Below are 15,481 nucleotides of genomic sequence, written 5' to 3' on the forward strand. Positions count from 1 at the left end.
CAGGTCCGGCCAATCCCCAACATGATCTCTTACGCGATGGGTGCCACCGCAGTGCCGTGCGGCACCGCGGTGGCACCCGCACCCGTCACACCCCGACCGGTACCCGCTCCTCCTCGCGCTGCGCGGCGCGGGCCGCCAGCCGACGTTCCCGCTCCTGCGCGCCGATCAGGTCGTCGGGCAGCGAGTCCGGCACCTCCAGGTCGAAGCGGCGCAGCAGCCGGATCGCGAAGCCGCCGAGGGTGATGAGGAACAGCGCCGCGCCGAAGCAGACGTACGCGAAGCCGATGCCCCGGCCCGGGCCGGTGCCGATCACGGCGCCCACCGACCCGGCGAGCGCCCCGCCCGGGGCGAGCAGCGGCTCGAACAGGCTGGTCGCCGCCGGGGCGAGCAGCGCGAAGCCGATCGGCAGCGTCGACCAGGAGATGGTCTGGTTGAGGCTGAACACCCGGCCGTGGAAACGCTGCGGCACCTTGACCTGGACGATGGTGGCGTAGATGGACTGCGCGGTGGTCATCGACATGGCCAGCCAGAACGCCCCGACGCAGATCATCGCGACCGAGGCGTCCAGGCCGACCAGGACGCAGCCGAGCGCGGTGCCGAGGTTGCCGATCAGTACGCCGATCATGCGCCGGTGTCGGGGCCCGCCCCAGAGCGACATGAGCACACCACCGGCGACCGCGCCGACCGCCTCGGCGAGAGCCACCTGGGCCACCTGCGTGGCGCTGCCGAAGGAGAGCACCAGCGGGGTGGTGAGCACCAGCGCGGGGGCCAGGAAGATGTTGCCCAGCGCGAAGTAGCCCAGCATCAGCCGGAAGCCGCGGTGCCGCCACGAGTAGCGCAGGCCGTTGGCGATTGCCACCAGCAGCCGCTCCTTGGGCCGCCAACCGAGCAGGTCGGGGAAGCGGACCAACGACAGGGTCACCACCGCGACCAGGTAGCTGACCACGTCCAGCAGCAGGATGCCCTTGAGGTCGATGGCGGCCAGCAGACCCGCGGCGAAGACCGGCATCAGCAGCATGCCGAAGCCGTTGGAGAGCTGGGTGATGCCCATCGCGTGCCCCAGGTAGCGCTTGGGCACCAGTTGCGGCACGGCCGACTGGAACGCGATCCGCTGGAACGACCCGGCCACCTGACTCAGCGCCACCAGGGCGTAGATGTGCCAGAGCGCCAGGTTGTCGGTCCAGAGCAGCGCGGCGAGCACGAGTTGGATCGAGCCGGCGCTGCAACTGGCGATCATCATGATCTTCCGCCGGCTGACCCGGTCGGTGATCGCGCCGGCCACTGGCAGCATCAGCACCCCGCAGACCAGCGCGAGTGCCCAGAGCAGACCCAGGTTGGCCACCGAGCCGGTGCGGGTGAACAGCCAGATCGGCAGGGCGAACGCGGTCAGCGCGGAGCCGGTGGTGGAGACCAACTGCCCGGCGGTGACCGCCACGAACCGGGCCATGCTCGGGCGGACCACCGGCTGCTCCGGACCGGTGATGTCGTCGACCCCGCGGGTGTCGGCCACCGCCCAGCCGGCGTCCTCACCGCGCGCCGCCGGGGTCAGGGCGGAGACGTCGCCGGCGGCGAGCGCCGGGTGCACCCGGGTGACGATCTCGGCCAACTCCTGCGCCCGGTACTTGAGGAAGAAGTGCCCGGCCTGGTCGAGCACGACCAGCGCCAATCGGTCGCTGAGGAACTGCCACTCGGCGTACCGCTCGGTGTGGTAGTCCGTGACCGGGTCCTCCGAGCCGACCACCGAGATGATCGGGGCGCGCAGCTTCACCGCGCGCCGGTCGAGCAGGTCGGTGAAGTACTCCTCCGAGGCTCGGGAGTCGGCCCGCATGTTGCTGATGATCCGGTCAGCCTGCTCCGGGTCCAGTTCGTCGGTGTCCACCCCCATCGACTTGAGCCAGCTCGCGTAGTGCTTGTTGCTGCGCAGCTTCTCCAGTCGGGTGCGGACCGCCGCGAACAGTCCCTTCGGGCGGGCGAACGGGAACATCGCGCCGATGTAGAGCGCGGTCAACTCCCGACCGGCGGCCTCCACCTTGCGCGCCACCTCGGCGACGATCGCGCTGCCGACGCCGCAGTGCCCGTACAGGGCGAGCGGACCCTCGACGCGCTCCAGGATCTCCTCGGCGACCCGGGTGGTCAGCTCGTCGAAGGGCAGCGCGTCCTCGGTGAGCCCCACGTCGTGGCCGGGGATGGCCAGTGACCACAGCGCGTGCCCGGCCGGCAGCGCGTCCGCGAGAGGCTGGTAGACGATCGCGCTGCCGCCGCCGTACGGCACGCAGACGTAGGTGATCACCCGCTGCGCCGCCGGAGTCGGCTTGGTCAGCTCGTAGAGCAGCCGGCGCGGCCCGTCGCCCTCGCCGCCGCCGGACATGAAGGTGGCCAGGTCGCGGATGGTCCGCTGCTGGAACAGGTCCATCACGCCGACCGGCCGCCCGCCGTGCTCGGCCTTGCGGATCCGGGCCACCACCTGGGTGGCGAGCATCGAGTGCCCACCCAGGTCGAAGAAGTCGTCGTCGATGCCGAGGGTGTCCACCCCGAGCACGTCGGACCAGATGCCGGCGAGCAGCCGCTCGGTGTCGTCACGCGGCTCGACCAGCGCCACCGACGCGGCGCGGGTGACCACCGGCGCGGGCAGCGCCTTGCGGTCCAGCTTGCCGTTCGGGGTCAGCGGCAGCACGTCCAGGGTGACGAACGCGGCCGGCACCATGTACTCGGGCAGGGTCTCCTTCAGCGCCGCCTTGACGGTGTCGTGCTCGGCCGCGCCGACCAGGTAGCCGGTGAGCCGCTTGTCGCCGGGGGCGTCCTCGCGGACCAGCACCACCGCCTCGGTCACCCCCGGCTGGGCACGCAGCGCGCTCTCGATCTCGCCCAGCTCGATGCGTAGCCCGCGCAGCTTGACCTGGTGGTCGATCCGGCCGAGGAACTCCAGCACCCCGCCGGGCGGGCCGCCAGCGTCGCCGCCGGTCGGGGTCACGTCGGCCGGCGCGGCACCGGCCCGGTCGTCCGCCTCGCCGGGTACGCCGGGCGCGACCCGCCAGCGGGCCAGGTCGCCGGTGCGGTAGAGCCGGGCGCCCGGCTCGGCGGCGAACGGGTCGGGGACGAACCGCTCGGCGGTCAGTGCCGGCCGGCGGTGGTAGCCACGGGCCAGTCCGATGCCCGCGATGTGCAGCTCACCGGCGACGCCGACCGGGCACGGGTTGCCCCGGGCGTCCAGCACGTGCAGCCGCAGGTTGTTGATCGGCGCGCCGATCGGCACGCTGGTCAGCTCGGCCAGCAGCGCTGGGTCGCACGCCCACGCGCTGACGTCGATCGCCGCCTCGGTCGGGCCGTACAGGTTGTGCAGACCGCAGCCGGGCAGCCGGGCGGTGAAGTCCCGGGCCGCGGCGACCGGCAACTCCTCGCCGCTGCAGATCACCCGGCGCAGTGCGGTGGCCGCCTCGACGCCGTCCTCGGCGAGGAAGACGGTGAGCATCGACGGTACGAAGTGGGCGGTGGTGACCCGCTCGGAGATCAGCAGGTCGCGCAGGTAGCCGGCGTCCTTGTGACCGCCCGGCTCGGCCAGTACCAGCCGGGCGCCCTCCCGCAGCGGCCAGAAGAACTCCCACACCGAGACGTCGAAGCTGGCCGGGGTCTTCTGCAGGACCGCGTCGTCGGCGCCGAGACGGTAGGTGCGCTGCATCCAGTCGAGCCGGTTGACGATGCCCCGGTGGGTGTTCGGCACGCCCTTGGGCCGGCCGGTGGAGCCGGAGGTGTAGATGACGTACGCCAGGTGGGCCGGGCCGGCTGTCGGCGCTGGGTCGGTGGCCGGCTGGTCGGCCCAGACCGACTCGTCGTCCAGGGCGAGCACGCTGGCGTCGGTCGCCGGCAGCACGTCGCGCAGGTGCTCCTGGACGAGCACCACCGGCGCGGCGGCGTCGGTGACCATGAAGGCCAGCCGGTCGGCCGGGTACTCCGGGTCCAGTGGCAGGTACGCGCCACCGGCCTTGAGTACGCCGAGCAGGCCGGCGACCAGCTCCACGGAGCGTTCCGCGCAGACCCCGACCAGGGTCTCCGGGCCTACTCCGCAGGCGCGCAGCCGGTGTGCGATCCGGTTCGCCGCCGCGTTCAGCTCGGCGTACGTCACCGAGCGGCCGGCGAACGTCAGCGCCACCGCGTCCGGCGTACGGGCGGCCCGCTCCTCGATCGGGGCGTGCAGGGTCTGCTGCCGGGGGAAGTCGCCGGTGGTGTCGTTCCACCCGGCGAGCAGTTCCCGCTCGGCGGGGGCGAGCAGATCCAGCGTGGAGACCGGCCGGTCCGGGACGGCGACCACGGCGCGCAGCAGGGTGGTCAGCCGGTGCGTCATCCGCTCGACGGTGGCCCGGGTGAACAGGTCGGTGTTGAAGACCAGCTTGCCCCAGAGCCCGTCGCCGGTCTCGACGGCGTGCAGCTCGAAGTCGAAGCGGGTGGCGCGCAGCTCCATCGGATGCCACTCGAAGCCGACCCCGGCGTCCTCGGCGACCCCGTCGAACCGGCCCATCTCGTAGTTCTGCAGGACGAACATCGCCTGGAACACCGGTGAGCGGCTGACGTCGCGGGGCAGCCCCAGCTCGTGCACCACCCGCGCGAACGGCACCTCGGCGTGCTCCAGCCCGTCCAGCACCGCGCGCCGGGTCCGCTCCAGCAGCTCGGTGAAGGTCGGGTCGCCGGCCAGTTCGGCGCGCATCGGCAGCATGTTGACGAACATGCCGACCACGTTCTCCAGCTCCGGTGCGGACCGGCCGGCCACCGACGCGCCGACCGCGAAGTCGTCCTGCCCGGAGTGCCGGGCCAGGAACACCTGGTACGCGGCGAGCAGCGTCATGAACAGCGTGCCGCCGTAGGAGCGGGTCAGCGCCCGCAGCCCATCGGTGGCGGCCCGGTCCACAGTGAACTCGACGAAGTCGCCCCGGTAGGTCTGGGTGGCCGGACGGGGCAGGTCCAGCGGCAGCTCCAGCGGGGTGACCCCGGCCAGCCGCCCCTTCCACCAGTCCAGGTGCCGACGGGCGCCCGGACCGGCCAGCTCCCGCGCCTCCCAGACCGCGAAGTCGCCGTACTGCACCGGCAGGGCGGGCAGTTCCCCGTCGCGGTAGCCGGTGATCAGGTCGCGCAGCAGCACGTCCACCGACCAGCCGTCGCCGACGATGTGGTGCTGGCCGAGGAAGAGCACGTGCTCGGTCGGCGCCAGCCGGATCAGCAGAGCGCGCAGCAGTGGCCCGTTGGCCAGGTCGAACGGTTCCGCGGCGGCGTGGTCGACCAGCGCCTGAGCGGCGGCCTCGTCGACGGCGTCCAGCACGGTCAGCGGCACCTCGACCGCGTCGTCGAGCACCACGGTCGGCCGACCGTCTGAGTCGGCCGGGAACCGGGTGCGCAGGGACTCGTGCCGCCGGGTCAGGTCGGCCAGCGCGCGGCGCAGCGCCGCGACATCGAGCGGGCCGCGCACCCGCAGCGGCACCGCGATGTGGTACGCGGCCTCGCCAGGAGCGAGCTGGTCCATGAACCAGACCCGCTCCTGCGCGTACGACAGTGGCACCTCGGCGTCCGGCGGGCGGGGCGTGATCCGTTGCGCGGCGGGTGTGCCGCCCGACCGGCGGCGCAGCCGTTGGGAGATCAGCGCCTGTCGGGCGGCGTCGCGGGCCGGATCCTTCACGTCGGTCATGACGGGGTGTCCTTCTCCGCCGCGAGCAGCGCGGCGACCTCGGTTTCGGAGAGCTCGTCCAGTTCGGCGGCGATCCGCTGCTCGATCTGGGCGGCCAGGTCGGCCACCACTGGGCTGCTGAACAGCGCCCGCATCGGCAACTCCACGTCCACCTCGGCGCGGATGCGGGCCATCGCCCGCATGCCGCGCAGCGAGTTGCCGCCGAGGGCGAAGAAGTCGTCGAGCGCGCCGACCTTCTCCAGTTGGAGGATCTCGGCGTAGACCTCGGCGACCAGCGCCTCGGCGTCGGTGCGCGGGGCGAGGAAACCGTCGGCGGTGGCGGCGGCCGGTGCCGGCAGCGCGGCGGTGTCCAGCTTGCCGTTCGGGGTCAGCGGCAGCGCGTCCAACCGGACGAACGCGTCGGGCACCAGGTGCGCGGGCAGCTCAAGGGCCAACTCGGCGGCGAGCGCCGTCTCGTCGACCGGGCCGACCAGGTAGCCGACCAGCGTCGGCTCGCCGGCGTCAGCGCGGACCACCACGGCCGCCGCGTCCACGTCCGGGCGGGCCCGCAGCACCGACTCGATCTCGCCCAGCTCGATCCGCATCCCCCGGATCTTGACCTGGTCGTCCCGGCGGCCCAGGTAGTCCAGCGTGCCGTCGGCCCGCCAGCGGGCCAGGTCACCGGTGCGGTACATCCGCTCCCCCGGCGGCCCGTACGGGCAGGGCAGGAATCGCTCGGCGGTGAGCGCCGGGCGGCGCAGGTAGCCCCGGGCCAGTTGCGCCCCGGCGACGTACAGCTCGCCGACCACGCCCGGCGGCACCGGGTTCAGCGCCGCGTCGAGCAGGTGGACCCGGGTGTTCCAGGTGGGCTGGCCGATCGGCACCGGGCCGGCGGGTACCGGGCTCCCGGGCGCGATCCGGGCCGCGACGCAGCCGACGGTGGCCTCGGTCGGGCCGTACTCGTTGATCACGGCCACCTCGGGGTGCGCCGCCCGCCAGCCGGCCAACTGCTCACCGGTCAGCGCCTCCCCACCGATCACCAGGTCGGTGGTGGGCGACAGCGCGCCGTCGAGCAGCGGCAGATGGCTGGGGGTGACCTTGAGGAAGGTCGGCGGCCCGCCGGCCCGGGCGGCCGGCGTGTCGATGCCGGCCAGCCGGACCGTGCCGCCGGCGGTGAGCGGGCCCAGCAGCCCGGTCACCGTCAGGTCGAACGAGACCGGCGAGTGCAGCAACGCGGTGCCGGCCAGGCCCGGGTAGGTGTCCCGGGCCCAGGCCAGGTACGCGGTGACCGCGCGGTGCTCGACCAGCACGCCCTTGGGTCGGCCGGTGGAACCGGAGGTGTAGAGCAGGTATGCCGGGTGCTCCGGGCGCAGCGGCGCCCGGCGGTCGTCGTCGGTGAGGTCGGCGTCGTCCAGGTCGGCGGCGGTCGCCGGGTCCAGCACCAGTGCGTCGGCCGGGGCCAGCGCAGCCGTCTGCGCGGTGACCAGCACCAGCGTCGGCTCCGCGTCGGTCAGCAGATAGTTGATCCGGTTCGCCGGATAGCCGGTGTCCACCGGCAGGTACGCCGCGCCGGCCTTCAGCACCGCGAGGATGGCCACCAGCAGCTCCACCGAGCGGGGCAGCAGCAGCGCGACCCGGGTCTCCGGGCCGGCGCCACGGCCGACCAGCAGCCGGGCCAACCGGTTGGCCCGGGCGGCCAGCTCGGCGTAGCTCAGCTCCGTTCCGTCGCAGATCAGGGCGACCGCGGCCGGGGTGGCGGCGGCCTGCCGCTCCACCTCGGCGACCAGGGTGCTCGGGGCCACCTCGCGGCCGGTGCCGGTCCAGGTGCGCAGCAGGTCGCGTTCGGCGTCGTCGAGCAGGGGCAACGCGGACAGCCGCGTCCCCGGGTCGGCGACAGCGGCGGTGAGCAGCCGCAGGTAGCGGGCGACGACCGTCTCGGCGGTGGCCCGGTCGAACAGGTCGGTGCGGTAGACCAGCCGGCTGGTGCCGCCGGTGATGTCGAAGGCCAGGTCGTCCTTGGTGGTGCCCAGCGGCACCGGGTCCAGGCCCGAGTCCGGGATGAGGTTCAGCGCGGTCTGGAACACCGGCTGCACCGACGGGTCGCGCTGCGGGGCGACCGCCTCGACGATCCGCTGGAACGGGACCTGCCCGTGCTCCATCGCGTCCACCAGGCCGGTACGCACCCGGCCGAGCAACTCGGTGACGGTCGGGTCTCCGGTCAGGTCGCAGCGCAGCGCCACCGGGTTGACGAACATGCCGATCAGCGGGGTCAGCTCGGCGGTGTCCCGGCCAGCGGTGGAGACGCCCACCACCACCTCGGGGTCGCCGGAGATTCGGGACAGCAGCGCGGCGAAGGCGGCCAGCAGCACCATGTACGGGGTGGCCGAGGTGCCGGAGGCGAGCTGCCCGACCCGGTCCAGCAGCCCGTCGGGGAGGTCGAAGCGCACCTCGTCGCCGGCGAAGCCGAGCTGGGCGGGGCGCGGCCGGTCCAGTGGCAGGCCGGTCAGCGCCGGCGCGCCGGCCAGGTGGTCGCGCCAGAAGGCGAGCTGCCGGTCCAGCTCGTCGCCGGTGAGTTGGCCGCGCTGCCAGACGGCGAAGTCGGCGTACTGGATGGGCAGTTCCGGCACGTCGGCGGGCGCGCCGGTCAGCGCGGCCCGGGCGAACGCGGCCACCTCGGCGTCGAACAGCACGGCGGAGTGGCTGTCGAAGACCGCGTGGTGCATCACGAACTGCAACCCGAGCTGTTCGCGGGAGAAGCGGACCAGCCGGGCCCGCCACAGTGGCGGGGAGTCCAGCGGGATCGGGGTCCGGGCCAGCTCGGTCATGGTCTCAGCGTGGCGCCGCTCCTGCTCGTCGGCGGGCAGGCCGGTCAGGTCCAGCACCGGCAGCTCCAGCGGCCCGGCGGCCCGGACGACCTGCACCAGCGCGCCGTCGACCATCCGCAGGTGGGTACGAAGCGACTCGTGCCGCTCGACGACCTGGGAGAACACCTCGACGGCCTGGGCCACGGTGACGCCGGCCGGGAACCGCCACGGCGCCGAGACGTTGTAGACCGGCGAACCGGCGTCGAGCTGGTTGGCCGTCCACACCCGCTCCTGGGCGAAGGAGGCCGGGAAGGTCCACTCGCTGGTCATCGTTGCTGCCTTCCGTTCGCGACTGCGGGGCTCCGCTTCGCTGCACTCCTCGCGCTCACTGGCTCGCCTCGCGTACCGAGCGCGGACGCATGTCGGTCCAGACGGTGTCGATGTGCGCCAGGCACTCCTCGCGGGTGCCGGCGAACCCAGCGTCGTGCCACCCCGCCGGGAGGTCCCGGTCGGCCGACCAGATCGAGTACTGCTCCTCGTCGTTGCGCACGACCAGGAATCGGGGTTCGGCCATCACTGTGCTCCATCGGTGTCGGGGGTGTGCGGTTCGGCCATCGCGACGGCGATCTTGCGGGGGCCGGTGAACGGCTCCCGGCCGTGCGCGGCGGTCATGTTGTCGACCACCAGCACGTCGTCGCGCTGGTAGTCGAAGCGGACGCTGGCGGCCCGGTAGGCGGCGCGCAGGTGGTCCAGGACGTCGGCGGGGATCTCGCCGCCGTCGCCGTAGTAGGTGTTCGATGGCAGCCCGTCGGCGCCGAACATGGCCAGCAGCCCTTCCTGAAGGTCCTTGGCGAGGCTGCTCACGTGGAAGAAGGTGGCGTGGTTGAACCAGCGGGGAACGTCCGAGCCGGGCCGGTGGTGCACGGCGTCGCGGACCGCCCGGGTACGCAGCCCGTCGCGACCCACCCACTCCAGCGTGATCCGGTTGGCCGCCGCGTACGCCTCCACCTCGGCCCGGTCGTCGGTGCCGAACACGTGCTGCCAGTTGGCGCCGAAGTCCTCGTGGAAGTTGCGCATCAGCATCCAGCGGCGGCGGACGAACTCCTCCCGTACCGCCGGGTCGATCTCCCGGTAGACCCGGCGGATGTCGGCCAGCGGGGTGGCGCCCAGCGTCTGCGGCGCCGTGATGCAGTAGAAGAACAGCGTCAACGGCCAACGGGCCTGGTACGAGTTCTCGTTGTGCAGGAAGATCTCCTCGTCCGGCGGGTAGTCGGTCGAGGTGTACACCCGGCCCTTGATGGCGTGCCGTGGTGAGGACCGCTCGGTGTAGGTCAGCGGCTCACCGGACAGTGCCCGGACCGCCCGGTCGAAGCCGTCGACTCCGCCCACGTCGAAGCCGCGGAACAACAACCCACCCTGCTCGGCCAGGGTGGCCCGCAGCTCGGCGCGGCGCTCGGTGATCAGCTCGGTCAGCGCCCGGCCGTCGGATTCGACGACGACGGGCAGCGTGGCGATCGTGTCGCTCATTGCTCTCTACTCCTGATTTCTCGTCACGCGCGGGGCAGTCGCGGAATGGCGGGGATCGGCGCCGGGCTGGCCGGCTCGTCGGTGGTGGTGGCGCGCAGTTCCTCGATCCGGGCGGCCAGCCCGGCCACGGTGGGGGTCTCGAAGAGGCTGCGCATCGGCAGTCGTACCCCGGTCGCCCTGCGCATCGCCGCGATCAGCTGCACCGCGACCAGGGAGTTGCCGCCCAGGGCGAAGAAGTCGTCGTCGATGCCGACCTCGGCAACCCCGAGCCCGTCCTGCCACACGCGGGCGATGGTCATCTCCAGCTCGGTGCCCGGTGCGGCGCTGCCGTCGCCGGACGGGGTCGGGGCGGCGACCGCGTCGTCCCCGGCAAGGTTGTCGGCGGTGACCCGGCCGGCACGGCGGCGGATGTCGTCGACCGTCCGGGTGGCGATGACCACCTGGGCGCCGAGGCCGGCGGTGAGGCTGCGGCGGAACGCCTCCGCACCGTCCACCGGGCGGATGTCCTCGGTCGAGATCGGCGCACCCGCCCCGGAATCCGCGGCGGACGGTCCGGCCAGGCCACCGGTGACCGCGCCCTGGTCCACCCGGCGCAGCACGAAGTCGCTGATCGCGACCAGTTCCCGGCCGTCCGGGTCGCGCAGCGACAGATCGGCGGCGACCACCTCGTCGGTGCCGCCGGACCGGTGCCGCAGCTCGCTGGTGAACCGCGCCGGCAGCGTGTCGCGCACCACGATCCGGCCGTACGACAGCGGCAGGTAGGTGCCGCTGCCCTGACCCCGGCCGAACGCGGTCGCCACGTCCAGCAGCGCCGGGTGCAGCCCCCAGGCGGGCAGGTCACCGACGGCCGCGGCGGGCGCCTTGACCACCGCGAGTTCGGTGCCGTCGGCCAGGTGGTGCTCGCCCAGCGCCGCCCAGCGCGGCCCGAAGGTGAGCATGCTGGTCCGCCCCCGACCGAACGACGCGTCGTCGTCCACCCGTCGTCCGGCCGGGGTCGCCGGGTGGGCCGGCGGGGCCGGCTCGTCCGTCCAGCCGGCCGAGCCGCGCACGTGGGTACGCAGTCGACCGCCGGCGAGACTCCGCACCGCGAAGTCGGTGCCGCCGTCGTCGGCCGGCGTCAGCTCCACCCGGTACTGGGCGATGGTGCCGTCGGGCACCGCGAACGGCTCCAGGAAGACCACATCGCGCAGCTCCACGGCGGCGCCCGGGCCGGGCGCGGGCAGCGCGGCGGCCACCGCGGCCCGCACCGACTCCAGGTGGGCGGTGCCCGGTATCACCGGCACGCCGCCGATCCGGTGCTCGTCGAGCAGCCAGTGGGTGTTGGCGGAGACCAGGCCGTGCAGCACGGTCTCCGCCGGCCCGGTGACCTTCGTGGTGAGCACCGGGTGGTCGACGGCGCTGGTGACCGTGTCGCGGCCGGCCGCCCGGAACCCGGTCGGCACGGCGGTCTCCACCGCCATGCCCACCTCGGCCCAGCCGCCCCAGTTCTGCGACAGCACCGGGGCCCGCCAGCCCGCGCCGGAGCGGGCGTGCGCGTCCAGGAACGCGTTCGCGGCGCAGTAGTCGACCTGCCCGAAGCCGCCGACCAACCCGGTGATGGACGAGCAGAGCACCACGAAGTCCAGCGGCAGGTCGCCGAAGACCTGGGCGAGGGCGAGGGTGCCGGCGAGCTTCGGCGCGAGCACCCGCTCGGCCTCGGCCCGTTCCTTCACCTCGGCCATCCCGCCGCCGGGCAGGCCGGCCGCGTGCACGATGCCGTCGATGCCGCCGTACGCGGCCGTCGCGGCGTCGCGGACCCGGCTCAGGTCGGCCGGGTCGGTGACGTCGGCGGCGAGCACCAGCACCTCGGCGCCGGCGGCCTCCATCCGGCGGATCGCCGCGATGGCCCGACCGGCCCGGTCGTCGCCGTGCACGGCGAGGTGATCGTCCCAGCGCTCCCGCTCCGGCAGCCCGGATCGGGCCAGCAGCACCAGCTTCGCCCGGGCCCGGGTAGCGAAGTCCTCGGCCAGGGTGATGCCGATGCCGCCGAGACCACCGGTGATCACGTACCGGCCGCCGTCGCGCAGTGCGCCCGGATCCCCCTCGGCGTCGATCGTCACCTGCTCGACGCCGGCCACCCAGCGACGGCCGCCGCGCAGGGCCACCTCCGGTTCCCGGGGACGGCGCAGCTCGGCGACCACCGCCGTGGCGTCGTCGTCGGTCGGGTCGGCGTCGACCAGCCGGACGGCCAGACCGGGCAGCTCGGCGGGGAGCACCCGGACCAGCCCAGCCAGCGTGGCGTGCTCGGGGCGGCGCAGGTCGTCGCCGCGTACGTCGCCCGTGCCGGCGGTGACCAGGTCCAGCGCGAGCCCGCTGTCGTCGCCGGTCAGGCCGGCGCCAGCGAGCGCCTGGACCAGGTGCAGGGCGCTGAAGAAGCCCAGCTCCTGGGCGGCCCAGGTGGCCGCGATGTCGGTGCCGGTCGGCGCGCCGTCCAGGGTGAACGCGTGCACCAGCCGCGTTGGCGATCCACCGTCGGCGATGAGCGCGGCGACCAGCGCGTCGTGATCGGCGCGCACGCCGGGGCGCAACCGGTAGCCGCCGTCGGCGGCGGCGAAGGAGTCGCCAGGGCGTACCGGCACCGGGTCGGCGCCGGCTGCCCGCAGGCCGGCGAGCAGCGCGTCGCCGCGCGGACCCGCGGTCAGCACCAGGCAGCGGCCCAACGGCCCGGCCGGCGGCAGCGGCGCGGCCTGCCGCCAGACCGGCACCGCGAACCACTCGGGCAGCGGGCGCGGCCCGGACTCCACCGGGGCTGCCGCGACCGGCTCCTCCGGGTCCGGGTCGATCCAGTACCGGCGGCGTTCGAACGGGTAGCTGGGCAGCGGCACCCGGCGGGCCGTCGGGTCGGCGTCGACGCGTACCGGCAGGCCGGCGCACCAGAGCGTGGCGGCAGCGCCGAGCAGGGTCGCGAGGTCGCCGGTGCTCTCCCCGGCGCCGGGCAGGCTGCCCAGCGGGGTGAGCGCGCGCTGCTCCGGCGCTCCCTTGGCGACCTGCATCCGGGCCAGGTTGGCCAACTGCCGGCCGGGACCGCACTCGACCAGCTGCCAGGTGCCGGCCGCCAGCAGGGTGGCCACGCAGTCGCCGAAGCGGACCGGCCGGCGCAGGTGCGTCGCCCAGTACGCCGGGTCGGTGGCCTGCTCGGCGGTGATCCAGGTGCCGGTGACGTTCGACAGGAACGGCATCGTTGGCGGGCGCAGCGGCACCGCGGCCATCAGCGCGGTGAACTCGGCGAGGATCGGCTCCATCATCGGGGAGTGGAACGCGTGCGAGGTGCGCAGCATCTTGGACTTGCCCTTGAGTGTCGCGGCGAACGCCTCGACGGCGGCGGTCTCGCCGGCCACCACGCAGGTGCCCGGGCCGTTGACCGTGGCCACCGAGAGCCCTTCGGGCAGCAGTCCTGCGACGACCGACTCGTCCAGCGCGACGGCGAGCATCGACCCGGCCGGCAGCGACTGCATCAGCCGGCCCCGGGCGGCGACCACCCGCAGCGCGTCCGGCAGGCTCAGCACCCCGGCCACGGTGGCGGCGACGTACTCGCCGATGGAGTGGCCGATCATCGCGGCCGGGCGGATCCCGGCGGCCTGCCAGAGTGTGGCCAGGGCGTACTCGACGGTGAACAGCGCCGGCTGGGTGTAGCGGGTCTCGGTGAGTTTCTCCCCCGCCGCGGGGTCCCGGCCGAGGATCAGGTCGCGCAGGTCCAGGCCCAGGTCGGGGCGGAGCAGTTCGGCGCACTCGTCGACCACGGCGGCGAAGCGGGGCTGCTCGGCGTAGAGCTGCCCGCCCATCCCGGCGTACTGGGCGCCCTGGCCGGAGAACAGGAACGCCACCTTCGGGGCTGGACTGTTGGTCAATGATTTCGGACCGCGGACCGGGGCGCGGAGGGCGGCGACCGCACCCGGGAGGTCGGTGGCTACCACGGCACGGCGGTGCGGGTACGGGTGGCGGCCGACGAGCAGGGTGTGCGCGACGTCGGCGAGGTACGCCGGTCCGGCGTCGGCGGCGCCGTCCAGGTGGGCGGCGAGGCGCTGCACCGCGGCGTCCAGGGCGCTCGGGGTGGCTGCGCTGACCTGGAGCAGGTACGCCGGGCGCACCCGCCGCTCGGTGCGGTACGCCGCTGGCGCCTCCTCCAGCACCACGTGCGCGTTGGTGCCGCCGATGCCGAACGAGCTCACGCCGGCCCGGCGCGGCCCACCGTCGGTGTCCCACTTGGTGAGGGTGTTCGCCACGTAGAACGGGGTGTCGGCGAACTCGACGGCCGGATTCGGCGTCTCGTAGTTGATCGTCGGCGGGATCAGCCCGTGCTCCATCGCGAGCACCGTCTTGATCACGCTGACGATGCCGGAGGGCTGGCTGAGGTGGCCGATGTTCGACTTCACCGAGCCGATGCCGCACCAGCCCCGCTCGTCGGTGTCCCGGCTGTACACGGCCGAGAGCGCAGCCACCTCGATCGGGTCGCCCATCGCGGTGCCGGTGCCGTGCGCCTCGACGTAGCTGATGCTGCGCGGGTCGACGTCGGCCATCGCCACGGCCTGGGCGATCGCCGCCACCTGCCCGTCGACGCTGGGCGCGGTGAAACCGACCTTGCCGGCACCGTCGTTGTTGATCGCGTTGCCGAGCACCACGGCGCGGATCGTGTCCCCGTCGGCGATCGCGTCGGAGAGCCGCTTGAGCAGGGTCACCCCGACGCCGCTGCCCCACACCGTGCCGTTGGCGGCGGCGTCGAACGGGCGGCACCGGCCATCGGGGGACGTGAAGCCGTCCATGCCGAGGTAGCCGACGTGCGGCAGCTCGATGTTCACGCCACCGGCGAGCGCCATGTCGCACTCGCCGTTGCGCAGCGCCTCGCAGGCCAGGTGGAACGCCACCAGCGAGGTGGAACAGGCGGTGTGCACGGTCAGGCTCGGCCCGCGCAGGTCCAGCCGGTACGACACGTTGGTGGCCACGTAGTTCGGCGAGTTCCCGGTGGCGATGGAGACCGCGCCGTGCGGGTTGCCGCCGACCCGCCGGTTGCGCAGCACGTTGCGGTTCAGGTACACGTTGCCGCCGGTGCCGGCGTACACCCCGATGGCGCCGTCGTAGCGGGCTGGGTCGTAGCCGGCGTCCTCCAGCGCGGTGTGGCAGGACTCCAGGAACAGCCGGTGCTGCGGGTCGGTCAGCTCCGCCTCCCGGGCGGTCATCCCGAACAGCGTGGCGTCGAACTCGTCGTAGCCGTCGACCAGCGGGGCACGGTTGACCCAGCCCGGGTCGTCGACCTCCTCGACGGTCGAACCCCGGGCGAGCTGCTCCTCCCGGGTCAGCTCGGTGACCGACTCCACCCCGTCGACGAGGTTGCGCCAGAACTCGTGGACGTCGGCCGCGCCGGGTAGGCGCGCGGCCAGGCCGACGATCGCGATCGGTTCGATGCCCTCGTGGGGCAGCTCGGTGACGTCGTCGGGTAGGTCGACTGCGATCGGGTTGCTCATCA

At 73.8% G+C, this 15,481-nt stretch carries 5 protein-coding genes; all 5 read right to left on the reverse strand.

Going from position 1 to position 15,481, the window contains the following annotated elements:
- Positions 1-85: 85 nt before the first annotated feature.
- From ACFY29_RS32075 to ACFY29_RS32095, 5 genes are read right to left on the reverse strand one after another with little or no spacing between them, the layout of a single operon-like run.
- Positions 86-5,671 carry an amino acid adenylation domain-containing protein gene (locus ACFY29_RS32075; protein WP_386992097.1) on the reverse strand — a complete coding sequence of 1,862 codons (5,586 nt, stop codon included), beginning with the start codon at positions 5,669-5,671 and terminating at the stop codon, positions 86-88.
- Complete coding sequence (locus ACFY29_RS32080; protein ID WP_386992099.1) at positions 5,668-8,784, reverse strand: amino acid adenylation domain-containing protein; 3,117 nt, start codon at positions 8,782-8,784, stop codon at positions 5,668-5,670. Before ACFY29_RS32080 ends, ACFY29_RS32075 begins: the two co-directional genes overlap by 4 nt.
- Positions 8,785-8,839: 55 nt before the next feature.
- Positions 8,840-9,028 carry an MbtH family protein gene (locus ACFY29_RS32085; protein ID WP_089021352.1) on the reverse strand — a complete coding sequence of 63 codons (189 nt, stop codon included), beginning with the start codon at positions 9,026-9,028 and terminating at the stop codon, positions 8,840-8,842.
- A complete protein-coding gene (locus ACFY29_RS32090) occupies positions 9,028-9,981 on the reverse strand; it encodes a TauD/TfdA family dioxygenase (RefSeq protein WP_386992102.1) in 954 nt (317 codons plus the stop codon). The genes ACFY29_RS32085 and ACFY29_RS32090 overlap by 1 nt, the downstream gene beginning before the upstream one ends.
- Positions 9,982-10,004: 23 nt before the next feature.
- The gene (locus ACFY29_RS32095; RefSeq protein WP_386992104.1) at positions 10,005-15,479 is read right to left on the reverse strand and encodes an SDR family NAD(P)-dependent oxidoreductase; all 5,475 of its coding nucleotides are present in this window, start codon (positions 15,477-15,479) and stop codon (positions 10,005-10,007) included.
- Between the last annotated feature and the right edge of the window lie 2 nt (positions 15,480-15,481).

It is taken from the genome of Micromonospora sp. NPDC000668 (genome assembly GCF_042897975.1).
GTDB lineage: Bacteria > Actinomycetota > Actinomycetes > Mycobacteriales > Micromonosporaceae > Micromonospora.

Coding starts and splice junctions, on each gene's coding strand:
- ACFY29_RS32075 (WP_386992097.1), bottom strand. CDS start 5,671: ATGACCGACGTGAAGGATCCGGCCCGCGACGCCGCCCGACAGGCGCTG.
- ACFY29_RS32080 (WP_386992099.1), bottom strand. CDS start 8,784: ATGACCAGCGAGTGGACCTTCCCGGCCTCCTTCGCCCAGGAGCGGGTG.
- ACFY29_RS32085 (WP_089021352.1), bottom strand. CDS start 9,028: ATGGCCGAACCCCGATTCCTGGTCGTGCGCAACGACGAGGAGCAGTAC.
- ACFY29_RS32090 (WP_386992102.1), bottom strand. CDS start 9,981: ATGAGCGACACGATCGCCACGCTGCCCGTCGTCGTCGAATCCGACGGC.
- ACFY29_RS32095 (WP_386992104.1), bottom strand. CDS start 15,479: ATGAGCAACCCGATCGCAGTCGACCTACCCGACGACGTCACCGAGCTG.